The sequence below is a fragment of the Candidatus Rokuibacteriota bacterium genome, from assembly GCA_016209385.1.
GTDB lineage: Bacteria > Methylomirabilota > Methylomirabilia > Rokubacteriales > CSP1-6 > JACQWB01.
In genome coordinates, this window is sequence record JACQWB010000247.1 from 1 (window position 1) to 26182 (window position 26182).

The 26182-nt window shown below is 69.2% G+C and carries 23 protein-coding genes; 13 read left to right on the forward strand and 10 right to left on the reverse strand.

The genetic code is table 11. From position 1 onward, the window contains the following. Positions 1 to 190: 190 nt before the first annotated feature. Positions 191 to 1186, reverse strand: a complete 996-nt coding sequence (locus HY726_18495; GenBank protein MBI4610985.1) for a DNA-directed RNA polymerase subunit alpha — start codon at positions 1184 to 1186, stop codon at positions 191 to 193. Positions 1187 to 1331: 145 nt separating this feature from the next. On the opposite strand from HY726_18495, the gene mltG reads away from it, so the two are divergent. The 13 genes from mltG (at position 1332) to HY726_18560 (ending at position 13910) form a co-directional block, all read left to right on the forward strand. Then, entirely contained in the window at positions 1332 to 2378 is a 1047-nt protein-coding gene (gene mltG, locus HY726_18500) for an endolytic transglycosylase MltG (protein MBI4610986.1), read from the forward strand. 315 nt (positions 2379 to 2693) lie between these two features. Then, complete coding sequence (locus tag HY726_18505; GenBank protein MBI4610987.1) at positions 2694 to 3425, forward strand: 1-acyl-sn-glycerol-3-phosphate acyltransferase; 732 nt, start codon at positions 2694 to 2696, stop codon at positions 3423 to 3425. 2 nt (positions 3426 to 3427) lie between these two features. After that, entirely contained in the window at positions 3428 to 4831 is a 1404-nt protein-coding gene (gene argH / locus HY726_18510; GenBank protein MBI4610988.1) for an argininosuccinate lyase, read from the forward strand. A 153-nt stretch (positions 4832 to 4984) separates the two neighbouring features. Beyond that, positions 4985 to 6055, forward strand: coding sequence for a fibronectin type III domain-containing protein (locus HY726_18515; GenBank protein ID MBI4610989.1), 1071 nt, complete (start codon positions 4985 to 4987; stop codon positions 6053 to 6055). 52 nt (positions 6056 to 6107) lie between these two features. After that, entirely contained in the window at positions 6108 to 7358 is a 1251-nt protein-coding gene (gene lysA, locus HY726_18520; GenBank protein MBI4610990.1) for a diaminopimelate decarboxylase, read from the forward strand. 33 nt (positions 7359 to 7391) lie between these two features. Then, positions 7392 to 8279, forward strand: a complete 888-nt coding sequence (locus HY726_18525; protein MBI4610991.1) for a 4-hydroxy-tetrahydrodipicolinate synthase — start codon at positions 7392 to 7394, stop codon at positions 8277 to 8279. A 108-nt stretch (positions 8280 to 8387) separates the two neighbouring features. Further along, entirely contained in the window at positions 8388 to 9191 is an 804-nt protein-coding gene (gene dapB / locus HY726_18530) for a 4-hydroxy-tetrahydrodipicolinate reductase (protein MBI4610992.1), read from the forward strand. A gap of 170 nt (positions 9192 to 9361) precedes the next feature. Next, entirely contained in the window at positions 9362 to 10138 is a 777-nt protein-coding gene (locus HY726_18535; protein ID MBI4610993.1) for a fumarylacetoacetate hydrolase family protein, read from the forward strand. After that, the gene (locus HY726_18540; GenBank protein MBI4610994.1) at positions 10131 to 11303 is read left to right on the forward strand and encodes an LL-diaminopimelate aminotransferase; all 1173 of its coding nucleotides are present in this window, start codon (positions 10131 to 10133) and stop codon (positions 11301 to 11303) included. Before HY726_18535 ends, HY726_18540 begins: the two co-directional genes overlap by 8 nt. Positions 11304 to 11635: 332 nt before the next feature. Next, complete coding sequence (folB, locus tag HY726_18545; protein MBI4610995.1) at positions 11636 to 11977, forward strand: dihydroneopterin aldolase; 342 nt, start codon at positions 11636 to 11638, stop codon at positions 11975 to 11977. 4 nt (positions 11978 to 11981) lie between these two features. Then, a complete protein-coding gene (gene folK / locus HY726_18550; protein MBI4610996.1) occupies positions 11982 to 12530 on the forward strand; it encodes a 2-amino-4-hydroxy-6-hydroxymethyldihydropteridine diphosphokinase in 549 nt (182 codons plus the stop codon). Positions 12531 to 12580: 50 nt separating this feature from the next. Further along, the gene (locus tag HY726_18555; GenBank protein MBI4610997.1) at positions 12581 to 13102 is read left to right on the forward strand and encodes a sigma-70 family RNA polymerase sigma factor; all 522 of its coding nucleotides are present in this window, start codon (positions 12581 to 12583) and stop codon (positions 13100 to 13102) included. A 7-nt stretch (positions 13103 to 13109) separates the two neighbouring features. Next, positions 13110 to 13910, forward strand: a complete 801-nt coding sequence (locus HY726_18560) for a zf-HC2 domain-containing protein (protein MBI4610998.1) — start codon at positions 13110 to 13112, stop codon at positions 13908 to 13910. 381 nt (positions 13911 to 14291) lie between these two features. Here HY726_18560 and HY726_18565 read toward each other — a convergent pair whose 3' ends face one another. From HY726_18565 to HY726_18605, 9 genes are all read right to left on the reverse strand, one after another. Further along, entirely contained in the window at positions 14292 to 14840 is a 549-nt protein-coding gene (locus tag HY726_18565; protein MBI4610999.1) for a Uma2 family endonuclease, read from the reverse strand. A gap of 153 nt (positions 14841 to 14993) precedes the next feature. Next, positions 14994 to 15554 carry a Uma2 family endonuclease gene (locus HY726_18570; GenBank protein ID MBI4611000.1) on the reverse strand — a complete coding sequence of 187 codons (561 nt, stop codon included), beginning with the start codon at positions 15552 to 15554 and terminating at the stop codon, positions 14994 to 14996. 134 nt (positions 15555 to 15688) lie between these two features. Beyond that, positions 15689 to 17086 carry an undecaprenyl-phosphate glucose phosphotransferase gene (locus HY726_18575; GenBank protein ID MBI4611001.1) on the reverse strand — a complete coding sequence of 466 codons (1398 nt, stop codon included), beginning with the start codon at positions 17084 to 17086 and terminating at the stop codon, positions 15689 to 15691. Beyond that, a complete protein-coding gene (locus tag HY726_18580) occupies positions 17080 to 18177 on the reverse strand; it encodes a glycosyltransferase (protein MBI4611002.1) in 1098 nt (365 codons plus the stop codon). Before HY726_18580 ends, HY726_18575 begins: the two co-directional genes overlap by 7 nt. Positions 18178 to 18542: 365 nt before the next feature. Then, positions 18543 to 20552 carry a GDP-mannose 4,6-dehydratase gene (locus HY726_18585; GenBank protein ID MBI4611003.1) on the reverse strand — a complete coding sequence of 670 codons (2010 nt, stop codon included), beginning with the start codon at positions 20550 to 20552 and terminating at the stop codon, positions 18543 to 18545. Between the two features lie 42 nt (positions 20553 to 20594). Beyond that, positions 20595 to 22133, reverse strand: coding sequence for a hypothetical protein (locus HY726_18590; protein ID MBI4611004.1), 1539 nt, complete (start codon positions 22131 to 22133; stop codon positions 20595 to 20597). Between the two features lie 354 nt (positions 22134 to 22487). Next, positions 22488 to 23459 (reverse strand): GDP-mannose 4,6-dehydratase, encoded by a 972-nt coding sequence (locus HY726_18595; protein MBI4611005.1) that lies wholly within the window; start codon positions 23457 to 23459, stop codon positions 22488 to 22490. A 3-nt stretch (positions 23460 to 23462) separates the two neighbouring features. Next, complete coding sequence (locus HY726_18600) at positions 23463 to 24767, reverse strand: nucleotide sugar dehydrogenase (protein ID MBI4611006.1); 1305 nt, start codon at positions 24765 to 24767, stop codon at positions 23463 to 23465. A gap of 116 nt (positions 24768 to 24883) precedes the next feature. Then, positions 24884 to 26182, reverse strand: a 1299-nt coding sequence (locus HY726_18605) for a hypothetical protein (GenBank protein ID MBI4611007.1), incomplete at its 5' end; no start/stop codon positions are given.

Here is a 26182-nt window from a genome sequence, read left to right on the forward strand (position 1 = left end):
CAATAACTTTCGCGCGAGTGAGAGTTGAGGCATGATCCGTGAGCGTGTTCCGGGGCCGGGGGGACCTGGGAGCAAGCTGGGGGTTGAGGCGACCCCGGCCTTGGGGGAAAGCAGCGCACCGAGACCAGCCATTGTTTCAGGGCCGCGTCCAGACAGGGTCCTTTACAGATTGTGGTGCAGACCGCGATTTCTAATCGATCGGGTTCTCGTACTGGGCGCGGAGCCGCTCCAGCTCCTCCGGGTCCAGCCGCATTCCCAGCGAGAGCCCCATCTCCCCGAGGATCGTCTTGATCTCGTTCAGCGACTTCTTCCCGAAGTTCTTGGTCTTCAGGAGCTCGGCCTCGGTTCGCTGCACGAGATCGGCGATCGTGCGGATGTTGGCGGTCTTGAGGCAGTTGTAGGCACGCACCGACAGCTCGAGCTCGTCCACGCTCCGGAAGAGGTTCTCGTTGAGCTCGACGCGCTGCCCGGGGACAGGGGCCGCCTCCTCCTCGACGGGGACTCCGTGGGGAAACTGCACGAGCAGCTCGAAATGGTCTTCCAGGATCCGGGCCGCCTCCCCGACGGCCGCCTCCGGCGAGACGCTGCCGTTGGTCCAGACCTCCAAGACCAGCCGCTCCTGACCGGGACGCGGGCCCTGGATGGGCTCGACGTGGAAGTTCACGCGTTTGACCGGCGAGAAGTCCGCGTCGAGCAGGATCGCGTTGATCGGGAGGACTTCGGGCTCCCGCTTCTCCGCCGGCACGTAGCCCCGCCCCCGCTCGAGGCATACCTCCATTTCCAACAGCCCGTCCTTGTCCAGGGTCGCCAGCGGCTGCTCGGGGGTGAGGATCTCCACATCGGCGTCGGGCTCGAAGTCGGAGGCCTTGACCTGAGCCGGCCCCTGGGCTTTGAGCCGGAGGATCTTGGGCCGGCTCAGGTGGAGGACAAAGACGACCTGCCGGAGGTTCTGGAGGACGTCGAGCGTATCCTCCATCACCCCGGGGAAGTAGGAGAACTCGTGGAGGACGCCCTCGATCTTGGCCCAAATGGGCGCCGCGCCCTGAATCGAGGAGAGCAGAACGCGCCGGTACGCGTTGCCCACGGTGAGGGCGAAGCCGGCCTCCAGGGGCTCAAGAACAATCCGCCCGTAAACGCGCTCGCGGACCTGCCATTCCTGACGGTTGGGGAGCTGAATGTCCAGCATGATTCCTCCTCAAGGAATTCGAACGGTGAGCCGAACACCAAGTATAACAAAATCCCGTAACTCCTTTGAGAAAAAAGCAAAATCGACCGAACAAGACCGCAAAAGATTGACGCTGACCCGCCTTTCCGCTAGGATGGTGAAAATTATGGCTGTCATGCCTCGAATCCTGGCAAGGCTCCACAATTTGGCTCCAGGGACTCGCCCTTTCCTCGCTTCGCTTCTGCTCGGCGCCGCGGGCCTGGCGGGCCTCCACGCCTGGTGGCTCCTCACCCCCACCCCCCTCATTCAGGCTGGGGCCCGGGTGGTCGAGATCGGCCCGCACCAGGGCGTGATGGGGGTGGCGCAGCAGCTCGAAACGGAAGGCGTCATCCGGAGCCGCCTCGGCTTCCTCGTCCTCGCCGCGCTGCGGGGCACGGCGCGCTCGCTCAAGGCCGGGGAGTACGAGCTCCCCAGGGACGTCAACACGGTCCAGATCCTCAGGTTCCTGGAGGAGGGAAAGGTGCGCCAGCATCCGGTCCTCTTCCCGGAGGGCGGCACGGCCCGGGAGCTGGCACGCACCCTGGAAGCCGAGGGCTTGACCCAGGCTGAGGCCGTGCAGAGGCTCAGCCAGGATGCCCGTTTCCTGTGGACGCTCGGACTGCCGGGGCCGACCATCGAGGGCTACCTCTTTCCCGACACTTACCGCTTCTTCAAGGGCCTCACGCCCGAGGAGATGCTGGGGCGCATGGTCCATCGCCTGAGGGCGAAGGTGACCGACGAGCTCCTGGCGCAGGCCGAGTCCCTGGGACTGACTTTCCACCAGCTCCTGACCCTCGCATCGATCATCGAGAAGGAGGCTGTGATCCGGGAGGAGATGCCGTTGATCTCGGCCGTCTTCTGGAACCGGATGAAGCGCGATATGCCGCTCCAGGCCGATCCCACCGTCCAGTACGCGCTCGGCAAGGACCGTCAGGCCCTCACCCGGGATGATCTCCAGGTGGACTCCCCGTTCAACACGTATCGCATCCGAGGGCTTCCACCCGGTCCCATCGCGAGCCCCGGAAAGGCGGCGATCGTGGCCGCGCTCAACCCGGCGAAGGTGAACTATCTCTACTTCGTCTCGACCGGCGACCAACGCCGCCACTTCTTCTCCGTCACGCTCGAGCAGCACAACTCCGCCGTGGCCCGCTACCGCGTCGCCAAGGCCCGGTAGGGAGCGCCCGCGGGCCCAGCCCCGCTCGGCGCGTCCCGCCAGGCCCGCGCGCGGGGCACGACCTTGTCAGCGCCCAACGCCGAGTGCTATAAACAGGCGGACCATGGCAGTTCGAGCCGAGGCGCTTCGGCGCCGGCAGCTTCATCGCCGGCGCCAGCGACGAGGTGAGGCCCGAGTAGATGTTCGAGCCGAGAGGCTGCCGACGAGCCGCAGGCGTGGCAGTTCGAGCCGAGGCGCTTCGGCGCCGGCAGCTTCATCGCCGGCGCCAGCGCCGAGGCGAGGCCCGAGTAAATGAGCCACGAGGCGAGGCCCGAAATGGAATCAGGCGAGGAATCCCGAGAGCTCGTCGCCCCCGCTGCGCCGGGATCTCCGCTGGCGCTGCAGCGCGAGTCTTCCCCGTTCCTCTACCGGCTCCTCAGGCGGATCGGGCGCCCGATGCTCAAGCGCGTCTTCAGCCTCCACGTCACCGGGCTGGAGCACCTGCCCCCGAGCGGGCCCTACATCCTGGCGGCCAACCACGCGAACTACCTCGACGGCGTCGTGCTCGGCGCCGCGGTGCCGAGGAAGATCTCCTTTCTCGTCATGCCGAGGGTCTATCGCTCGACGCCCCTCCACCCGCCGTTTCACCGCCACGTGGGGTCGATCCCGATCAACCTCGAGCGCCCCGATCCGGGCGCGATCAAGCGCGCCCTCCGCATCCTCCAAGAGGGCGGGGTCCTGGGCATCTTCCCCGAAGGCCCCTTCTCGCTCAACGGACAGCTCGTCCAGGGCCAGCCGGGCGTGGCGGTGATCGCGCTGCGGTCGGGAGTGTCCGTGGTCCCGGTCGCGATCCGCGGGACCTACCAGGCCCTGGCCGGGCGGCCGCTGCACATCCCGCGGCCGCATCCACTCTCGGCGCGCTTCGGCCCGCCGCTCCAGTTCGGCCCGATCAGGCGCGGAAGGAAAGTCCCCCACGCGGTGCGTGACGAGGTCACCCGCCGCATCATGGCCGAGATCGCGGCCCTGCTCTCTCACCCCCTTCCGGCTCGCGGGGCCGGCGGGGAGTAGAGATGGCGCAATCCGGCCGCGAGCGGAAGCCCTGGGGCGGCCGCTTCAGCCAGGAGTCCCACCCTGCCGCTGAAGGCTTCACCGCCTCCCTCGCCTTCGACCGCCGCCTCTGGCCGTACGACCTGGAGGGGAGCCGCGCGTGGGCACGCGCCCTCCACCGCGCCGGGCTCCTGAGCGAGGCCGAGTTCGCGCTCCTCCTGAAGGGGCTGGACGAGGTACGAGACGAGCTGGAGCGCGGAAGCTTCCCGTTCCGGACCGAGCTCGAGGACATCCACATGAACGTCGAGCGCCGGCTCCAGGAGAAGGTCGGGGCCGTCGCCGGAAAGCTCCACACCGGCCGGTCCCGGAACGACCAGATCGCCCTCGACGAGCGGCTCTACCTGCGCGAGGTGATCCGCGGGGTGGACGGCGGGCTCAGGGAGACCCAGGCCGCGCTGATCGCCCGAGCCGAGGAACACCTGGGGGCCCCCATGCCCGGCTACACGCACCTCCAGCGGGCCCAGCCGATTCTGCTCTCGCACCACCTGCTCGCCTACACGTTCATGCTCCAGCGGGACCGCGAGCGGTTCCGGGACTGTCTGGCGCGCGCAGACGTGCTGCCGCTCGGCGCCGGCGCCCTCGCCGGCACCGCGTTCGCCATCGACCTCGAGGCCCTGGCCCGCGACCTGGGCTTCGCCGCCGTGGCGCCCAACAGCCTCGACGCGGTCAGCGATCGGGACTTCCTGATCGAATTCCTTGCCGCCGCGGCGGTCGCCGGCATGCACCTGTCGCGCCTCGCCAGCGACCTCACGCTGTGGGCCACGGCGGAGTTCGGCTTCGTCGAATTTTCCGACGCCTTCGCGACCGGCTCGTCGATCATGCCGCAGAAGAAGAACCCGGACGTGGCCGAGTTGATCCGGGGCAAAACCGGCCGGCTCTACGGCAACCTGGTCGCGGTCCTCACGGCGCTGAAGGGGCTCCCCCTCGCCTACAACTCGGACCTCCAGGAAGACAAGGAGCCGCTCTTCGACAGCGTGGACACCCTCGAGGCGATCCTCGGGGTCCTGCCTCCGCTCCTGGGGTCGTTGACGTTCAACGTCGAGCGGATGCGCGAGGCCGCGGGCGCCCACCTCGCCACGGCAACCGACCTGGCCGATTACCTCGTGCGAAAAGGGATGCCATTCCGCGAAGCCCACGCGGTCGTCGGTCAGGTGGTCAAGCACTGCCTCGGCGCGGGAAAGGCGCTGGAGGCGTGCGCGCTCGAGGAGCTCCGCCGCTTCTCCCCGCTCTTCGGGGCCGACGCGCTCGACGCGATCACCGTGGAGGCATCGCTCCGCGCCCGGGCAGCCGGCGGCGGAACCGCACCCGAGGCGGTCCGCCGGGCGCTGGCCGCGGCGAAGGCCTTCGTCACCGAAGGCGCCGGCTAGGAGCGTATCGGAGCAATACGGTTGAATGCTCTCGGGCTCCTGACAGCTCGCCCACCATTGCCGGTTCCACTCCGAGCGCGGGCTTCGCCCGCGCAACCGAGTCCTGGGGGGAGGTTCGGAAGGGGGGCGAAGCCCCGCTCCGAGTCAAACACGATGCGTCGGCTCCTCGTCGTGGCGCTGATCGGCGTGGCCGCCGCCGGCTGCGGGAGGAAAGGGCCGCCCGTCGCCCCCGAGCGTCGTGTGCCCGCGGTCGTCTCGGGGCTCACCGCGACGGTCGAGGGGAACGCGATCGTGCTGAGCTGGATGAACCCGACGACCCGAGCCGACGGGACCCGGATGAAGGACCTGACCCGGCTCCGCGTCCACCGGCGAGCGGAGGCGCCACAGGCGGAGCCCAAGCCGGCCGTGCTCGCCCGGGGCGCCGTCGTGGGCTACGATGAGATCGCGTCCATCCGGCTGGCGGCACCGGCCCCGGCGAAGGTGGAGGGACACCGCATCACCTGGATCGACCGGACCGGCCTCGCCGTCGGCCGCCGCTATGCCTACGCCGTGACCGCGGTCGACGGGATCGGCCGGTCGAGCCCGCCCTCGGCGCGCCTGGCCGTGACGTTTCTCGCCGCTCCGCGCCGCCCCGAACGGCTCACCGCGAGCGCGGGCGAGGGCGAGGTCAGCCTGAGCTGGGCACCGCCCGCAGCCCTCGTCGATGGAAGCCCGCTCTCCGGCGCGCTCGCGTACGAGGTCCTGCGGGCCGCCAGCCCGGAAGCCCTCCTGACGCCCGTGACGCCCGCCCCGATCACCGCGACCGGCTTCACCGACACGGGCCTCCAGAACGACCTGACGTACTACTACGCCGTGCGCGCGGTGCGACGCGAGGCCGAGGGCGTGGCCCAGAGCGAGCCCTCCGCCCCCGTGGCGGCCACGCCCGCCGACCTCACCCCACCCTCGGCCCCGGCGAACCTCGTCGCGGTCCCTTCGGAAGGGGCAATCCGCCTGGCCTGGAGCCCAAGCCCCGAGCCGGACGTCGCGGGCTACATCGTGTATCGCGCGTCGCCACCGGGCGAGCCCTACGTCCGCGTGACGCCGGGCCTCGTGCAGAGCACGGTCTTCACCGACCGCACCGTGGAAGGCGGCCGCACCTACGCCTACGTGGTGACGGCGGTGGACCGGGCGCGGCGCGCCAACGAGAGCGCGCGATCCGACGCGGTGACGGCGACACTCCCTTGACTTCGCGCACCGCCGGTGCTACGGTCACCCAAAGCTTCCTGAAGGTGACCGCGTGACTCACTTCCGCTATCGTGATGGGCAGCTCTGTTGCGACTCCACTCCGCTCGGCAGGATCGCGGAGGCCATCGGCACGCCGACCTACGTCTACTCGGCGCCGGCGATTGTGGAGTCCCTGCGCGCCTACGACCGGGCTCTCGCCACCGTCCCCCACCTGATCGCCTACGCCCTGAAGGCCAACTCGAACCTCGGCGTCCTCGCCCTCCTCGCCCGGGCCGGCGCCGGCGCCGAAGTCTTCTCGGGCGGCGAGCTGTTCCGCGCCCTCAGGGCCGGCGTTCCGCCGAAGCGGATCATCTTCGCGGGCCCGGGGAAGACGCGCGAGGAGATGGCCGAGGCGCTCAAGGCGGAGATCCTGATGTTCAACGTGGAGTCTGCGGCCGAGCTGAGGCAGCTCGATCGCGTGGCCCAGGAGGCGGGGACGCGGGCACCGGTGGCCCTCCGGATCAACCCGGACGTGGATCCGCAGACGCATCCCTACATCGCGACCGGGCTCAAGACCGCCAAGTTCGGGATCCCGATCGACCAGGGGGTGGACGCGTACGCGATCGCCCGCGGACTCCCGGGCGTCGAGGTGGTCGGCGTCCACATGCACATCGGCTCCCAGCTCACCAAGACGGCTCCGATCGCCGACGCGATGGCGCGCCTCGCCGACCTGGGGGCCGCGCTCCGCTCGCAGGGCGTCGCGGTCCGCTACCTCGACGCGGGCGGCGGGCTCGGGATCCAGTACAAGGACGAAACCCCTCCCACCCCGCAGGAGTACGCCCAGGTGTTCCTGCCGACCGTCAAGGACCTCGGGCTCACGCTGATCCTGGAGCCGGGCAGGTCCATCGTCGGAAACGCCGGCGTCCTCCTGACGCGCGTCCTCTACCTGAAGGACAACGGGCCCAAGCGCTTCGTGGTGGTGGACGCGGCCATGAACGACTTGATCCGCCCGAGCCTCTACAACGCCTACCACGCGATCCTGCCCGTCGCAGAGCCCCGGGGCGGTCCCGCCCGGGTGGTGGACGTGGTCGGGCCGATCTGCGAGTCCGGCGACTTCCTCGCCAAGGACCGCGAGCTGCCGGCGGTCGAGGAGGGCGAGCTGCTGGCGGTGATGAGCGCGGGGGCCTACGGCTTCGCGATGGCCTCCAACTACAACGCCCGTCCCCGGCCGGCGGAGGTGCTGGTGGAGGGCGCGCGGTTCTCCCTCGTGAGGCGACGCGAGACCTATGAGGACCTGATCGCTGGCGAAGCGTTCCCCGACTGATCCGTGAGCGTCTGTGTGTAAGGAGGAGCAGCTATGAGGCGCAATTTTCAGGGCTCTATCGTGGCGCTGGTGACCCCCTTCCGTGACGGGCGGGTGGACGAGGCCAAGCTCCGCGAGCTGGTGGAGTTCCACGTGCGAAACGGCACCGACGGCATCGTCCCGTGCGGGACGACCGGCGAGTCGCCCACCCTCTCTCACGAGGAGCACAAGCGGGTGGTGGAGATCGTGATCGAGGCCGCGCGCGGGCGCATCCCGGTGATCGCGGGGACGGGCTCCAACTCGACGGCGGAGGCGATCGACCTCACGACCCACGCCAAGAAGGCCGGGGCCGACGGGGCCCTGGTGGTCTCGCCCTACTACAACCGGCCGACGCAGCAGGGGCTCTACGAGCACTTCCGGGCCATCGCCGAGGCCACCGACCTTCCCATCCTCGTCTACAACATCCAGGGCCGGACCGCGGTCAACGTGGAGACCGACACGCTCGCGCGGCTGGCCCGCGACTGCGAGACCATCGTCGGGGTGAAGGAGGCCTCGGGGTCGCTGGACCAGATGACCCAGGTGATCCTGGCCTGCGGCCCGGAGTTCACGGTGCTGTCGGGCGACGACAACCTGACCCTCCCGCTGATGGCGGTCGGCGGGCGCGGCGTCATCTCCGTGATCGCCAACGTCGTGCCCAAGGAGACCGCCGAGGTTACGCACGCCGCCCTCGACGGCGACTGGAAGCGCGCGCGGGAGCTCCACCTCCGGCTCTTCCCGCTCTGCAAGGCCATGTTCATCGAGACCAACCCGATCCCGGTGAAGGAAGCCATGGCCATGATGGGGATGATCGCCCCGGAGTTCAGGCTGCCGCTCTGTCGCATGGCGGAGGCGAACCGCGAGCGCCTCAAGAAAGTCCTCGCGCAGTTCAACCTGCTGAAGTAAGTCGCACCGAGTCCTAGCTGACCTCGCGTGTTTCCAGCGCGGGCTTGGCCCGCGCAAGCTTGGGGGGAGGAATCGGAAGGGGGGCGAAGCCCCCCTCCGACGATAGGTATGCCTGACGTCGTGGTGGCCGGTGCCGCCGGCCGGATGGGGTCCCGGGTCGTCGCGTGCCTGCAGGAGGACAAGGAGCTTCGCCTGGTCGGCGCCCTGGAGGCGCTAGGACACCCGGCCGTCGGCCGGGACGCCGGTGAGGTGGCGGGAGTCGGCAAGCTCGGCGTGACGCTCGCGGCGGATCCCCGAGCGCTTCTCACGCGCGACCGGATCCTCGTCGAGTTCTCGGTCCCCGAGGCAACCCTGGAGCACCTGCAGCTGGTCGCCCGGAGCGGGGCCCGGGCGGTCATCGGCACGACCGGCTTTTCCGAGGCCCAGCGGGAGGAGATCGGCCGGCTCGCCCGGCAGGTCCCCGTCCTCCTGTCCCCCAACATGAGCGTGGGGGTGACGCTCGCCCTGAAACTCCTCGCCCAGATGGCGGCCGTGCTCGGCGAGGAGTACGACGTGGAGATCACCGAGATCCACCACCGCTTCAAGAAGGACGCCCCCAGCGGCACGGCCCTCCGGATGGCGGAGGTGATCGCCCATGCCCTCGGCCGGACCCTGTCCCAGGTCGCGGTGTACGGCCGGCAGGGACTGCCGGGGGAGCGAACCCGACAGGAGATCGGAATCCTCTCCCTCCGCTCGGGCGACATCGTCGGGGAGCACACGGTCTCCTTCGGCACTCTCGGCGAGCGGCTCGAGCTGACCCACCGGGCCCACAGCCGGGACACCTTCGCCCGCGGCGCCCTCCGCGCGGCCAAGTTCATCGCGACGGCACCCCCGGGCCTCTACTCCATGCAGGACGTCCTCGGCCTGAAATAAAAGGCAGGGAGCGCACCCGCGCCGAAGGCGTGGGTGCCGCCTGTGCTCGCCAGACCCGCCCGGCCCACCCGCTGCGCGCGGGCGGGGGCCGGGCCCCCGGCGCCGAAGGCGTGGGGAGGGGCCGTGCCACCCGCTGCCTGCGCCGTGAGAGTAGAAGAGCGGAGGAGGAGATGAAGATCGTGCGCTTCAAGGCCAACGGCAAAATCCGATACGGCATCCTGGAGGGACACCACGTCGTCGAGTACGCGGGGACCCCCTTCGGGACGTTCAAGCGCGGGCGGAAAAAATTCCCCCTGAAGCAGGTCGTGCTGCTCGCCCCGACCGTCCCCTCCAAGATCGTCGCCCTCGGGGTCAACTACCGGGATCACGCGGAGGAGGCCAACCGCCCCATCCCCGACGAGCCGATCCTCTTCATCAAGCCGCCGACGTCGCTCGTCGGCCCCGACGATCCGATCGTCTGCCCGCCCCTCGCCAAGCGGGTCGACTTCGAGGCCGAGCTGGCGATCGTGATCAAGAAGCGCTGCCGGAACGTGCCGGCCGAACGCGCCCGCGAGTACATCCTCGGGTACACGTGCCTCAACGACGTCACCGCGCGCGATCTCCAGCGGAAGGACGGCCAGTGGACCCGGGCGAAGTCCTTCGACACCTTCTGCCCCCTCGGGCCCTGCATCGCTACCGACATCGACCCCAGCGGGGCGACGATCGAGTCCTACCTGAACGGCGAGCGGAAGCAGGCGTCGAACACCAAGCACTTCATCTTCCCCGTCGAGGAGGTCGTCGCACGCGTGTCCCAGGTCATGACGCTCCTCCCCGGCGACGTGATCGCCACCGGCACCCCCGCCGGGATCGGGCCCATGCAGCCGGGCGACAAGATCGAGGTCCGGATCGAGGGGATCGGGAGCCTGAGGAACCCGGTCGTGCGAATTCAGGAGTCCTCCGGTGCCTGACCCGTTCGAGCTGGCCGACCGGCTGAGGCGGCTGCCCCCGTACCTGTTCGCCGAGATCGACCAGAAGAAACGCGAGGCGCGCGCCCGGGGGGTGGACGTGATCGACCTCGGGATCGGGGACCCCGACCTCCCGACCCCGCCGCACGTCATCCACGCGCTGCAGCAGGCCGCCCTCGACCCGCAGACGCACCGCTACCCTTCGTACGAGGGGATGTTCGCCTTCCGCCAGGCGGTGGCGAGCTGGTACGCGCGGCGCTTCGGGGTCCGCCTGGACCCAGAGACCGAGGTGCTGACGCTGATCGGGTCGAAGGAGGGGACCGCGCACATGCCCCTGGCCTTCGTCAACCCCGGGGAAGCGGTGCTCGTTCCCGACCCGGGCTACCCGGTCTACGCGGCCGGGACCTGGTTCGCGGGCGGCGAGGCCCACTTCCTGCCGCTCCGCCGCGAGACCGGCTTCCTCCCCGATCTCGACGCGATCCCGCCGGATGTCGCCCGGCGCGCCCGGCTCATGTACCTCAACTACCCCAACAACCCCACCGCCGCCTGCGCGAGCCGCGAGTACTTCCGGCAGGTCGTCGCCTTCGCGGAGCGTCACGGCGTCATCGTCTGCCACGACGCGATGTACTCGGAGCTGCACTTCGACGGCTACGAGCCGCCGAGCTTCCTGGAGGCGGACGGGGCGCGCGAGGTCGGCGTGGAGTTCCACTCGCTCTCCAAGACCTACTCGATGACCGGGTGGCGGCTCGGGTTCTGCGTCGGCAACGCCCGCGCGCTCGCCGGCCTCGGCAGGGTGAAGACCAACGTGGACTCGGGAGTCTTCGAGGCGGTTCAACACGCCGGCATCGCCGCCCTGACCGGGCCCCAGGAGATCGCCGAGCAGTACCGGAAGACCTACCAGGAGCGGCGCGACATCGTGGTGCGCGGCCTCACCACGCTGGGCTGGGACGTGGACGTGCCCAAGGGGACCTTCTTCGTCTGGGCGCCGGTGCCGGGAGGCCTCGACTCGCGGGCGTTCGCGAGCCGGCTCCTGGACGAGGTCGGGGTGGTGGTGACGCCCGGCGTCGGCTTCGGCCCCTCGGGCGAGGGCTTCTACCGGATCGCCCTCACGGTCGACGCCTCCCGGCTCGCCGAAGCGATGGAGCGCGTGAAGCGGGTGAGGCTGTGACCTTCCTCAGAGGGGGGCCACCCACGCCTTCGGCGCGGGTACCCGCCCCTTCCGATGCCTCGCCCGATGCGGTTCGAGCCGAGGGGCTCCGGACGAGCCGCAGGCGTGGCAGTTCGAGCCGAGGCGCTTCAGCGCAGGCAGCTTCATCGCCGGCGCCAGCGACGAGGTGAGGCCCGAGTAGATGAGCCACGAGCCGAGGCCCGAGTTAGTTGCGCCGGCCGGGTACCCACCCCGAAGGGGTGGGTGGGCGCTCGAAGGCACAGTCCTGACCTATGAGCGAAGGTACTCCTGTGAGCGCACGGCCATCCCCCGGAGCGTCTGATAAAATATTCGTGGAGGATGTCCGTTTCTACGGGCATCACGGGGTCACCGACGCCGAGCAGAGCGTCGGTGCCTGGTTCGCCGTGGACGTGGAGCTGGCCCTCGACCTCACCCCGGCGAGCCTCTCCGACGACCTCAGGGCCACCGTGGACTACGGCGAGGTGGCGCGGCGGGTGGTGGAGATCGGAACGAAGGAGCGCGTGTATCTCGTAGAGCGGCTCGCGGCGCTCATCGCGGAGGCGCTCCTGCGGGAGTTTCCGGCAGAGACCGTCAGGGTGCGGGTGCGGAAGCTGACCCCGCCCATGGAGGGCATCCACGGGATCCCGGGCGTCGAGCTGGTGCGGAGACGGTAGCGGCATGGCGCGCGTCTTCCTGAGCCTCGGTTCCAACCTGGGCGACCGGCTGGAACAGCTGCGCCGGGCGATCGAGCTGCTGACCCAGCTCCCGGACGTCCGGTTCCTCAACGCCTCGCCGCTCTACGAGACCGAACCCTGGGACTACCCGTCGGGCGAGGTCCTCGACCGGGCGCACTGGTTCTTCAACTGCGTCGTCGAGATCGAGACGAGCCTCCCCCCCGAGGGGCTCCTCGCCGAGCTCCAGGCCATCGAGGGCCGGCTCGGCCGCGTCCGCTCGGGGACGGCCGCCCCGCGCGCTCACGTCGAGCCGCGGACCATGGACATCGACATCCTGCTCTACGGCGACGAGGTGATCAGCGTGCCCGACGACCTCCACATCCCGCACCTCTTCCTCCACGAGCGCCGCTTCGTCCTCCGGCCGCTGGCCGACCTCGCCCCCCACCTCGAGCACCCCGTGCTGTACCGAACAATCCATGAGCTACTCGACGGGCTCGAGGATGACCACCGCGTGATCGCGTCCGACCTCCCCCACCAGTGGTTCCTCCGCTGAGGCGCCCGTCGCTCCCGCCGCCTGATCGGCTGGGAGCCTAGAGGCCCTGCATGGCCGACCGCGAGTTTCAGCGTCAGGCCCTCGAACATCTCGACGCCCTCCACACCTTCGCCATGTACCTCACCCGGAACGGGTCGGAGACCGAGGACCTCGTCCAGGAGACGTACTTCCGCGCGTTCCGGTTCGCGCACCGCTTCCAGCCGGGAACTCATCTGAAGGCTTGGCTGTTTCAAATATTAAGGAACACGTTTCTGACCTTCTACCGCCAGCGGGAGCGCGAGCCGGCGCTCGCTGAGGACGGCGTTCCCGAGTCGCCGGCTCCGATGTTCCACGACGCCCCGGACGCGGGCGGCGCCTCGGTAGAGACCCAGGCGGACCTCGGGCGCGTCCTGGCGCAGCTCCCCGAGGTGTTCCGGACGGCGCTTCTCTTGGCAGAAGTGGAGGGGTTGTCCCTCGAGGACGTCGCCCAGATCATGGAGTGCCCGGTGGGGACGGTGAAGTCGCGGATCTTCCGCGCGAAGGAGCGGCTCCGGGGGCTGCTGAAGGACTACGAAGGGGATCACAGAGGCTAGACAGACGATGGAGTGTCAGGAGCTGAGGGCGGAGCTGGGAGCGTGGCGTCAGGGCCGACTGGCCCCCGACCAGCGCCAGGCGCTGGAGCGCCACCTCTCCGCCTGCGCGGAGTGCCAGCGCTGGGAGCGTGACGACCGGACCCTCGGCCGGCTCCTCGTCGAGCGGCTCCCCCGCTATCCCGCGCCAGCCCACCTGCGAGTGCGGATCCGTGCCGCGGCAGCTGCGCGGCCGGGGACCCTCTGGTGGTCGGCGCCGGTGGGCGCGGCGCTGGCCACCGCAATGCTCATGGTCCTCGTCCTCCTCCCCGTCCTGCCGCGTTCCGCTGCGCCCGACCCGCTCCAACCGCTCGTCCGCGCGGCGCTCTCCCAGCATACCCGCAGCGTCCTCTGGGGCGAGCCGCGGCCGGAAGCGATCCCTGCCGTGCTCCCGCGCCTCATGCGCGAGACCCGGATCGAGCTCGCGAAGGTCTTCGAGGGCGACGACGAGGTCCGCCTGGTCGGCGTGGAGCCCGTGGTCGTCGAGGGCCGGTGGGGGCTCGCCTTCTCCTACCAGGATCGCGAGGACCACGCGCTCACGTACGTGATCCTCCCCGGACAGGGCCTGGCCGTGCCGAACCGCAACCGGGTCCAGATCGACCGCTTCCGCCCGATGCTGACCCAGATCAACGGCTTCTCCGTCTTCGTCTGGAAGCAGGGACCTCTCGCCTGCTTCCTGATCTCCGACCTGGTCTCTGAGGGCGACCTCACGCGCTTCCGCGATCACTTCCTCCGGATCCGCTTGGAGACTGAGCCCGTCCAGGCCCCGTAGGGCGATCGGAGGGGGACACCCGCGCCTCCGGCGCGGGTACCCGGGCCCCCTCCGAGGCCGCCCCCAGGAATCGGTTGCGCGGGCGAAGCCCGCGCTCGAAGGGCATGACTCCGACAGGGCCGTAGCCCGGCGCCCGCGGCGGATCCCGGAGGCGGAGGACCCAGCGCGGTCGGCGGAGCAATGGACGACCGCCCCCACGTCGCCCGGTTTGAGGCCGTGCTCGGGGACGTCGCGCGTCAGACCGACCGGGGCAAGTTCCTGGATCCTCGAACCTCCTCGAACCCTGTTCACACCCGAGCGGAGTCACGAAGTGCTCGGCCTGCTTCCAGGCAAACGAGGGAGAGGCGTCCGGCAACCGTTTGTTCTGGCGGCATGGGGAGGCTACGGCCAGAGGGAGGCAGGAACGAGAGCGAGGTCGGAGAAGGGTGGCGGGCTAACGGGGTCAGGCCCCGAGGCCCGGATGGCGAGCGTGTAGCCCTCGGGCCCGAGGACAAACGCCTCCACCATGCGTGCTTCGGGGTCTACCAGCCAGAAGAACGGCACGGCGTGACGGGCGTAGAGCTGATGCTTGGTGCTCCGGTCGATCAGCGTCGTTGAGGGCGAGATGATCTCCACCGCAAGAGTCGGCGCACCCTCAACCCCGCGGTGGCTGATCGCGCCAAGCCTTTCTGGCTCGAGATAGACAATATCAGGTTGGACGATCGAGGTGTCGCTGAGGATGACGTCAAGAGGAGCGTAAAGCACGATGCCGATCCCACGCGCGCGTACATGAGCGTCAAGAAGTCTGAAGAGGTTGGCGCTGATCATCTGGTGCCGGGGACTCGGCGCTGCCGTCACGGAGAGCTCCCCCCCATGGATCTCGTACCTGCGGCCGTCGGCCGGCAGGGCTTCGTACTCTTTGTAGGTCAGCACCACGCGATGGGGACCCATCGGGTTAGCTCCTCGCAACGATTGTACGGGCTCCGAGGGGGCCCGTCAAACAACACTCTTTCGCCAACGTTCGCTGTGTCTTTACTCTCAGGTACGGGTGACCTGTCGGCTACACGAAGGCCGAGGCCTGACACCGGGTGCGGGTGGGCTACGCTAGCCGAGGATTTCGTCGGCGGTCAGCGTGACGTCAGGGAACGCCAGGGGAGCAAGGGGCTGGCCACGCCGAACCGCGAGGATCTGTCGATATCCGTCCGGGGCCGGGTCCCGATAGACCTCAACCGCCTCGCCGGGAAGATTCACGAGCCAGGTCTCCGGGATGCCGGCGCGCGCATAGAGCGGGATTTTCTGCGCCCGGTCATCCTCAACGGTGGTGTCCGCGACCTCGACGACCAAGAAGATGTCGGCCGGGTCCGGATGACGATCCTGATAGCGGGTGACGGGCGGGCGAAGCAGCGCCGTATCCGGCTGAGGTTCGGAGTACGGCCCAAGGCGGACTGGTCCTTGCACCCGGACGACCGCTAGGTCGCCCAACAAGCCTATGAGCCGGCGCGTCAGGCGATCGACACAGGTGGCATGACGGGGACCAATCGGAGTCATTTCGATGATTTCTCCTTCGACAAGCTCCACGCGGTCGTCCTCTTTGAGGATCCCCGCCCGAACCATCTGGTGGTATTCCTCCACTGAGAACCGACGCGTGCGCACTCCGATAGCCATAACGAACCTCCTGCCGTTTATGATACTCGATTCTGACGACGGGTACGACTGCTCCGGGACGCCGCGCCGGCCCCACGCGGACAGAAATGCCCGTCACGGGCGCGGCGAGCCGGATCGACGGAGCCCGTCACGCATCAATAGGCGTTCGTGTTGCGGAAGCCCTGCCGGAGGGTGAGCCAGAGGATCCTGAGGTCGAAGCCGAGCGACCAGCGCTCGATGTACTCGAGGTCGTACTCGATCCGCTTCTCGAGGGAGGTGCTGCCCCGCCAGCCGTTCACCTGCGCCCAGCCGGTCATGCCCGACTTCACCGTGTGGCGGAGCATGTAGCCGGGAATCCGCCGGCGGAACTCCTGGACGAAGACCGGGCGCTCCGGGCGCGGCCCCACCCGGCTCATCTCGCCCGTCAGCACGTTCCAGAGCTGGGGCAGCTCGTCGAAGCTCCACGCGCGGAGGAAGGCGCCCAGCCGGGTCCGCCGCGGGTCGCCCGGGTGCGCCCACACGGGGCCAGTCGCCGCCTCGGCGTCCACCTCCATCGTGCGGAACTTGAGCATCCAGAACCGCCGCCCGTCGAGCCCCATCCGCTCCTGGCAGTAGAGCACGGGGCTGCCCGAGCCGAGCCTGATCGCCAGCGCGACGAGCAGCATGAGGGGCGCAGCGAGGAGAAGCGCGAGCCCTCCGAGCCCCAGGTCGAGGGCGCGCTTGGTCACCCGGTTCCACCCGTGGAGCGGGGATTCGCGGAGGTGGAGGAACGGGAGCCCCTCGAACTCTTCGATCCCGGCCCTCAGCGTCGCGAATCGCAGCGAGTCCGGGACGAAGTGGATCGTCACGGGGTCGTCGCCGATCTCCTCGAGGACCATCGGCAGCCGCGCGTAGTCCTCGTGGGGAAGGGCCAGGATCACGTGGTCCACGGTGAACCGCTCCATGACGCTCCGGAGGTCTCCGTAGCCCCCGAGGCGCGCCGCGCCCGGGTCTGATCCGTCCTTCTCGTCCCCCACCAGCCCCACGACCTGCATCCCCACGTCCGGCCGCTGACGGAGCCGCTCCACCACGGTCCGTGCCAGCTCCCCGGACCCCACGACGAGCGCGTAGCGGAGGTTGTAGCCCCGGCGGCGCGCGAAGCGGAGGGCCTCGCGGAAGACCGCGCGGGAGAGGCTGACCGAGACGACCGAGAGGACCCAGAAGTAGAGGATCACGAGCCGCGAGAACTCGAAGGAACGGAAGAAGAACGTCATCACCGCCATCAGGACCAGGCAGCCGAGCGTGGAGGCCTTGGCGATGTCCACCCACTCGGCGACCCGTGAGCCCAGCCGGCGCGGCCGGTAGAGCCCGAAGGCCTTGAACGCCACCGCCCAGACCAGGGCGATCGGGACGAGGAGGATGAGGTACGGGCCCAGGGGCGGAACGCCGCGGTAGACGGGAATGGGCCCGAACCAGAACCGGAGGTAGTACGCCAGAACCCAGCTCCCGCAGATCAGCACCAGGTCCCCCGCCAGCGTGAGGTGCTCGAGGAGCTTCGAGTGGGCCTTCAGCATCTCGACCCCTCGCGGCCCAACTCGCCGATGCGCCGCGCGACGGCCGCGGCCAGGCGCTCCTTGAAGAGGGGGCGGTCGAAGGCTTCAGCGCGGGCCCGGAGCGCCTTGGGGTCGAAGCGGTGGGCATTGGCCTCGAGCCGCCGGATCGCCTCGACCAGCGCCTCCACGGTCTGCTCGGAGAAAAAGATGCCGCTCGGCTCCCCCGCGCCGTCGTCGAGCCCGGTGACCGTCTCGCGAGCGCCGCCGCGGCCGAGGGCGATGACGGGTCGCCCGGACGCCATCGCCTCGAGCGGAACGATGCCGAAGTCTTCGACCGACGGGAACAGCACGGCGCGGCAGCGGGGGTACAGTTCGGCGACCTCCGCGTCGGGGCGCCAGCCGAGAAGCTCGACGCCGGGACCGGCGCACGCCCGGAGGCGGGCTTCCTCCGGCCCCGTCCCCACCACGACGAGCTGGACGCCGAGCCGGCCGGCCGCCTCCACCGCCAGATCGACTCGCTTGTAGGGCGTGAGGGCCGAGACCACGAGGTAGAACTCGCCGGCCTCGTCAGCGAGGCGGAAGCGCTGGACGTCCACCGGCGGGTGGATCACCTCCGCCTCCCTGCCGTAGTACCGGGCGATGCGCGCTGCCACGAAGCGGGAGATGGCGAGGAAGGCGTGGACCCGATCGCTCGTGGCCCGATCCCACCGCCGGAGGGCGGCGGCCACAGGCGGCATCAGGGCGCGCACGGGCCAGCTCGCCCGCGCGCCGAAGTAATCGTCGTAGAGGTCCCAGACGTAGCGCATCGGCGTCAGGCAGAAGCAGATATGGACAGCGCCCGGCGGAACCCGGACGCCCTTGGCAGCGCAGTGGCTCACGGAGAGGATCAGCTCGTAGCCGCTGAGATCGAAGCGCTCGATGGCCCACGGGAAGAGAGGGAGCAAGGCGCGGTAGCGTGACGCGACACCGGGAATCCGCTGGAGAGGCGAGGTCACGATCCGCCGGTGCTCGATGAGGGACGAGACGCTCCCCGGGACGTGGAGGAGCGTGAAGAGGTCGGCCTGGGGAAACAGCTCGCACAAGACTTCCAGGCAGCGCTCCCCCCCGCGCATCCCGGTGAGCCAGTCGTGGACCAGTGCGACCCGCACGGGCGCTCCCCCGGCCGGCGCAGACGCTAGATAGCGCTCCACGATTTGCAGGGGCCGCGCGCCGGGGATGCCCTGCCGAGCGAATCCGACGAGCCGTAGCGGGCGGCGAAGCGCAGGACGCCGCAGCGCTCTGAGCGGTCCAACTCTGTTGGGCCGCGAAGACTACCCCCCGCCGCGGGGGGATGGGGGGGCCAGCGGAGGCGTCCGAGCCGGGTACCCACGCCGAAGGCGTGGGTGGGCCCGTCGAGGCGAGGAGGCCTGAAGCGAGGCAGGGCACCCCGGCGCACGGCCGGCGCGGACTCGTGATCACTCCAAATCATGACGGCCTTCTACGGAGCCGCCGCCTTGATCCGGCGCCGCCAGTACTCGAGGGTATCGAGGAGCGTCTGCTCGAAGGGGATCTCCGTCTGCCAGCCGAAGGCGCGAGCGATCCGCGACCTGTCCCCGACGAGGACCGGGACGTCGGAGGGACGGAGCCGCGCCCGGTCCTGCCGCACCTCGATCCCCGACGCGCTCGAGTGGGCCAGGTAGAAATCCAGGACCTCGCGGATCCGCCAGACGCGGCCCGAGCAGAGGTTGTAGACCTCGCCCGGCTCGCCGCGCTCGACGAGCAGCCAGTACCCCTTGACGATGTCACGCACGTCGGAGTAGTCGCGGCGCGCGTCCAGGTTCCCGACGGAGACCACGGGCGGCCGGAGTCCCGCCTCGATCTCAGCGATCTGGCGAGCAAAGTTGGACTCGGCAAATACCTCTCCTCGACGAGGTCCCGTGTTGTGGACGAGATTGCGGCCCAGCCCAGCGTGGAAGACATGGTTCTCGGTCTCGAAGTCCCACACCTCCCCTTCGTACGGCACCTCTTCGATCTTCTTGATGACGTCATCAGGGACTTCCAAATGCCGTCCCCAGTTCGCGTGCGCCTCAATCCCAGAGTTCAGGTTGATAAGATAGTAGGTCCTACCCTCGCGAACCTCCGTATTCAGGCACACGCGCTGACGGGTTGTATTTCCCACCAAGTAGCAAAGCCCGAGTACGAGGATCGGCGATTTGGTCTTGAAGCTCTTGAACTCGTACGAACCGTAGCCAGCCCTCAACCCATCCCCCTCGTTGTACCCGCAGAGAAATGCGAGCTTCGCCTCGGTCTGGGCGTTGAGGATGCTCCGGGGCACGCGCTTGTTGCCGTCCGAGGCGTAGACCTGGGGGGAAAGCCAGCGGGCGTACGCTTCCGGCTTCCGCACGGTCAGCCGCCATACTCCCCGCTCCCCTTCCACAAAGTACGAGTCAACTCCGAAATGCTCGAGCAGGATCTCGCGGCAGCGTTCGAGGGGCTTCCTGTCCGGGTTGTAGATCCGTATTTTGCCGCCGGTGATGCACCCCTCCGCAACAAAGAAGCCTAAAAGCCAGGCGACATCCTCATGGACGAACATCCCGGAGCCGCGCGGCAGATCGACCAGCGCGACGCGCTGTCCCACTGACAGCCGATCGGCAGAAGCCGGGACGTGTCCCCCAGAGCCCGGTATCATAATCGAATGGTCGCCTGTGACCTCGACGATGCCACCGCTGCTGACGAACCGCAGGATGCGCTGGCCCTCTCGGAGCGGATGACAGGAGAGGTGGATGATCCTGGACCACCGTCCATCCGCCCACACGGACAGATCGTGTCGGCGCATCTCCCACACGACCGCGCCGTCTGGCAGCAAACGGCCTCCCAGATACCCCTTCGGTTTGTACCGCCTGAGCTCGCTGATGTAACGGATGTCGATCAGGCCCGTGCGATCGTCGCGGAGGAAAACCGGCGTGAAACGGGCTACGCTGTGATTGAACGCGCGGCTCCGGACGATGGGGAGCCCGTAGCTCTTGAAGTACTGGTAGCCCATCAGGTCCTGGGCCACCTTGCTCACCGCGTACGGGGAGAGGGGCCGCAAGGGGTTCGTCTCCTTGACCGGCAGCTCGTCGTCGTACACGAGCCCGTACTCCTCGCTCGATCCGATCACGAGGAACCGGGGCTTCCGCTGGCGGTGCCGGATCGCCTCCAGCAGGTTCACCTGGCTCACCGTGTTGGTGTAGAGTGTCTCGGCGGGCGCGGACCACGAGGACGCCACGAAGCTCTGGGCCGCGAGGTGAATCACGAAGTCGGGGTCCGCCACCTCCAGGAGGTTCTGCACCGAGGACAGATCGCGGAGGTCCGAGTCGACGAGCGTGATCCGCGAGCGGAGGTGCTCGATGTTCTCGGTCTTGCTCCGCCACCGGATCGATCCAATCACCTCGGCGCCGAGGCTCAGCGCGTACTCGGCCAGGTGGCTCCCGACAAACCCGGTGATGCCGGTGATGAGGACCCGCATGACGTGGGCATTATACACGACGGGCGCAGCCCCGAGAACCGCTTATCCCCAGCGCAGCCCGGGCATCGCCGCGGTCAGCGCCGTCCGCGCCTCCTCGCGCGCGATCCCGAACACCAGGAGCGCGTAGGCCGCGACCCCCACCAAACCGCCGGCCAGGAGCCTCAGCGTCGCACCCTGGCCCAGGAGGCTCGCCGTGATCCACGCCGCCGCGCCCGCGACGCCCGCCGCCGCGCCGCAGCGCCGGAGCGTCGCGCCGAGCTGCGCCAGGTCCAGGTCCCTGAGGTCCGCCCGGATCCCGTACAGGAGGGCGGCGAGATGAACCCACGAGGTGAACGACCACGCCAGGGGAATTCCCGCGAAGCCGATCCAAACGGTGAGGCCCACCATCGTCACCACATTGAGCGCCGCCACGGCGATCCCGACGGCGACCATCCGCGACACGAGCTGAAGCGCCTGGTAGCTTCGCGTCAGGACCTGGACGCCGGCCAGGCCCAGCAGGCCGGGGGCGTAGAGCGCGAGCGCGAGGCTCGTGGCCGCGGTGGAGCTGCGCGTGAAGGCGCCGCGCTCGAACGCCACTTGCACGAGCGGGACGGCGAGCCCCGCCGCCAGCGCGGCCAGCGGGAAGACGAAGAAGAACGTCACGCGCAGCGCGCGGGCGGTCAGCGTCGCGAGCGCGCCGCGCTCCAGGCGCGCGGCATGGAGCGCGAGCGTCGGGAAGAGGATGGCGGTGGCGTTGAGCAGGAAGAGCGAGAGGGGGAAGTTGAGGAGGCGGAACGCGTACGTCAGCGCCGCCAGGCTTCCGACTTGCTGACGCGCCGCCAGCGCCCGCTCGGCCAGCACGTTGAGCCAGGTGGCAAGGGAGCCCACCACCAGCGGCGGCAAGAGCCGTGCGAGCTGGCGCGTGCCTTCGCCGGTTTCGCCGCTGCCCTCTGCCAGAGCGCCGAGCCGCCGACGCGCTGAAGCCAGCAGGATCAGGAGATAGACGGCGAGCCCGACGTCCATGCCGAGGGGCACGGCGGCCGGCCCCAGCGCCCCGGTGGCCAGGAGCACAAGGGCCAGAGCGCCGCCGTACCAGCAGAGCTGCCGGGTCGCCGGAAGGAGGAAGCTCCGGTGGGCTTCGAGGGCGCGCGCGAGGAGCGCGGCGAACGGAATAAAAAGGAGCAGGAGCCCGAAGAGCCGAAACAGCCGAACGGTCACGGCCGCCGGCTCCGGTGCCTGCTCGCCCGCCAGGAGCATCACGAGCCAGGGGGCCGCCAGTGCCCAGGCTCCCGCCAGGAGGCCGGCCACAACGCCGACGACGACCGCGCTCCTGAAGAAGAGCGCGCGCGCGGCGAGCGGCCCGTGGCGCGTCCGGATCTCCAGGTATACCGGGAGAAAGGCGCTCGCGATCCAGACGGTGGTCTCGTGACCGAGGGCGAAGGGGACGATGAACGCGAGGGCGAGGGCGTCCCCCTGCCAGGTCGTCCCGAACCGCGCGGCGACGGCGATCTCGTAGACGACCGAGACGAGCTGGCCGAGGAACGTGACCCCGACCGCTCCGGCAAAGGCGGCCCGCACGTCGCCGACCGGCCCGGGACTCACGGAAGGGTCAGCCACCTACGGCAGTTCGAGCCGAGGGGCGTCGGCCATGCCGCGCGGCCGGCCCGCCACGAGGCGAGGCCCGAACGGGCGAGGAGCGCGCCGACCGGCGCGGAGCCGGGAAAGCGAACGGCGGCGGGGCAGGCGTCCGGGGAGACGGACGGGCGTGCGAGGATGTCGGAATAACCGCGCTTCGAGCGCCGGCTCCGCCGGCGCAACCAACTTGGGCCTCGCGCGGCGGGTGGCCTGCCTGGCGGCATGGCCGAACCCGCCGCGCTCGAAATACGCCCGGGGGGAGGCTTCGGAGGGGGCCCCTCCCCGCGCCTTCGGCGCCGGGGGCCCGGCCCCCTCCGACTATTAATCAGACGGGCGCGTCCTGTGATACTCGATCACCCTGGCGAGGATGGCGTCGAGGTCCCAGCGCGGCTCGAACCCGGTGAAGCGGCGGAGCTTGGAGATGTCCGGCACGCGGCGACGGAGATCCTCGAACCCCTCCTGGTACGCCTGATCGTACGGAACGAAGCGGATCGGCGAGGAGCTATCCACCAGGGCCTTCACCCGACGCGCCAGCTCGAGGATACTCACCTCGGTGCCGTTGCCCACGTTGAACACGTGGCCCACCGCCTCGGGCTGGCCCGCGAGCTGGATCGCCGCGGCGACCGCGTCGTCCACGGCAGTGAAGCTCCGCGACTGCTGCCCGTCCCCGTACACGGTGATCGGCTCCCCGCGGAGAGCCTGCTGGACGAAGCGCGGGACGACCATCCCGTAGCGCCCGGTCTGCCGGGGGCCGATGGTGTTGAAGAACCGCGCGATCACCACCGGGACCGCCTTCTCCCGCCAGTACGCCAGCGCGAGGAACTCGTCGATGGCCTTCGAGCAGGCGTAGCTCCAGCGGCTCTTGACGGTCGGCCCCAGGAGCCCGTCGTCATCCTCCCCCAGCGGGACCCGATCGTTCTTGCCGTACACTTCCGAGCTCGAGGCCAGGACGACCTTCTTTCGCCCCTTGGCGGCGCACTGGAGCACCCTGCCGGTGCCGAGGATATTGGTCTCGATGGTCTCCACCGGCTTGTCCAGGATCAGCCGGACGCCGACGGCAGCGGCCAGGTGGAAGACCACGTCCACCTCATCCACCAGTTCCTGGAGCACCGTCTCGTCGAGGATGGAATGCCAGCGGACGTGGACCCGCGCGTCGTCGAGAAGCTCCCGCAGGTTCTCGACCCGGCCCGTGGAGAGATCGTCGATGATGTAGACTTCGTCGCCCCGCGCGACCAGGGCCTCGGCCAGATGGGACCCGATGAAGCCCGCGCCGCCGGTGATCAGCGCCTTCATAAGCTAGAGCCGGATGATCCTGTCGCGGCTGGCGCTGAAGTTCCGCAGCGCGTTCCGGGTGTCCACGATCAGCGGCGCGTGGCGGAGGATCAGCTCGTAGTCGAAGACCGAGTGGTCGGTGTGGATCACGACGCAGTGGTGGGCGCCCAGTGTCTCCGGCGTCAGCGGTACCGAGCGGTACCGCACGCCGCTGACTTCGATCTCAGGAACGAAGGGGTCGGAATAAGAGAGCGCCGGCCCCTCCCCGGTCAGCAGCTCGACGAGCTTGAGGGCTGACGAGTTCCGCACGTCGGCCACGTCGCGCTTGAACGCCACGCCAAGAATCAACACGCGGGCATCCCGGATGGGGATGCCATGTCGCGCGAGGGCCCGCACGACCTTCTGGGCGACGAAGTAGGGCATGTTGGCGTTCACCTCGGCGGCGAGCGTGATGAAGTTCGTGTAGAAGTCGTGCTCCTTGGCCTTCCACGCGAGGTACACGGGATCTACCGGGAGGCAGTGGCCGCCGACTCCCGGGCCGGGGTGGAAGCTCATGAACCCGAAGGGCTTGGTGGCGGCAGCCTCGATGACCTCCCAGATGTCGATCCCCATGCGGTCCGCAAGCATGGTCAGCTCGTTCACCAGCGCAATGTTCACGTTCCTGAAGATGTTTTCGAGGAGCTTGGCCATCTCAGCGACGCGGGGAGACGAGACCTGGACGACCTTGACGACGATGCTCGCGTAGAGCGCGACCGCGGCGGCGGTGCAGCGCGGCGTCACGCCGCCAACGACTTTCGGCGTGTTCGCGATCTGGTAGGTCCGATTGCCTGGATCCACCCGCTCCGGTGAGTAAGCGAGCGCGAAATCCTTCCCTACCCGGAGGCCGCGCGCCTCGAGGAGCGGGAGCAGCACCTCCTCGGTCGTCCCGGGATAGGTCGTGCTCTCGAGAACCACCAGATGGCCCTGACGGAGGCGGGAAGCGATCTCTTCCACCGCGCCACGGACGAAAGAGAGGTCGGGCTCCTTGTTCCGGTTGAACGGCGTCGGCACGCAAAGGATCAGGACATCGAGCTCGGCGACAGCGTTCCAATCGTCCGTGGCGCGGAGCCGCCCCGACACCGCCAGGGATCGCAGCTCCTCATCCTGGACGTCGCCGATGTAGTTCTCGCCGCGACCGACGCACGCCACGCGCGCGTTGTCGGTGTCGAGTCCGACCACGTGGAACCCCGCCTTGGCGAACTCGACCGCCAGCGGCAGGCCCACATAGCCCAGACCCACCACCCCGATCCGCGCGGTCCGGCTCTCGATCCGTCGCTTCAGCTCTTCCATGTCATCTTCCCACGTCACGCGGAGTCACGCTCCAGAGCATTCTCGGCCAAATCACAACGAGCGCATTATGCGTGAGGGCACACGCACTGTCAAGAAACGAGAGCTCCTGGTGGGCCTTACTCGAGTTGGATGGAGGCCCGTCGCACCGGCACTCCCAGAGCCCGGCACACCTCGGTGAGCCGCCCGAGGCCGTCCCCCCGAATCTTCGTCGAGGAGACGATGACCTCAGCGATCAGGTGCTCCCTGATGAGAGCCTCCACTCCCCCGACTCCCCCGAACACGGGCAAGCCGTGGATCCGCCCGCCGTGCTTGTCCCGGTCGTCGTCGATAAAGCCGACCGGTACCCTCTTGAGCGCGGGGTTGTTCAGAAGCTCACGGACGATCAGCTCGCCGCCATCGCCCGCGCCGTAAATGAGGACGCGCCCGAACCGGGCGGGCCGAGAACGGAACAGCTCAGCGAAGAGGCGGAAGGACAGGCGGCTGCCCCCGATGAGCGCGACCAGGAGCAACCAGTCCAGGACGAAAACGGCTCGGGAGAATTCCTCGAAGCGGTACACGAGGACGACCGAGACCACGGCGCCCATCGTCCCGACCGCCGTGGCCCAGACGATCCGAAGCAGGTCGTGGAGCCCGACGTAGCGCCACATACCGCGATATAGACCCGCGCCCACCAGCGCGACCAGCTGGCTGACCAGCAGGAGGGGCAGGGAATCGAAGAACCGCTTGACCTCGCCGGCCATCCCCCGCTCGAAGCGGAGGAGGTACGCGGTGTAGTAGGCCAGCACGATCAGCACCAGGTCGAGCACGACGGTCAGCACCTGGCGCTTGTACTGGAAGTCGGCGACCAGGTGCAGCACGGCCCCCGTGCGCGTCGGGGGCGCGACCTCGACCTCGCGCGCGCCGGCCAGGTAGACCCCGAGGAGCACCATCCCCAGCACGATCAGGCCGAGGAGAACAACGGAGTACGAGAGGCCGATCTGGTAGGAGAGGAGCGCGACCGCGCCCGAGCCGGCTGCGACCCCGTAGAAGAAGAGCACGACCCCGCGCTCTGACACCCCAACCGCGACGAGCCGGTGCGAGGTGTGGTCGCGCCCACCGACCGCCAGCGGACGGCCCGACAGTAGACGCGTGGTCGTCACAAAGGCGGTGTCGAAGATGGGGACGAGGAGGATGAGGACAGGCAGCGCCATGACCGCGGTAATACCCCGCGAGTACGGGAACTGGGCGACGAGCGACAGCCCGGCCAGGAACAGGCCCAGGAAATAGCTTCCGGCATCGCCCATGAAGATCCGGGCCGGCGGAAAGTTCCGCGCAAGGAAGCCGAGGCAGGCCCCGAGGAAAACCGCGGCGGCGAGCGCGCCCTTGGAGTCGAACTCCCACAGGGACAGGAGCAACGAGAACCCCGCCGCGATCGC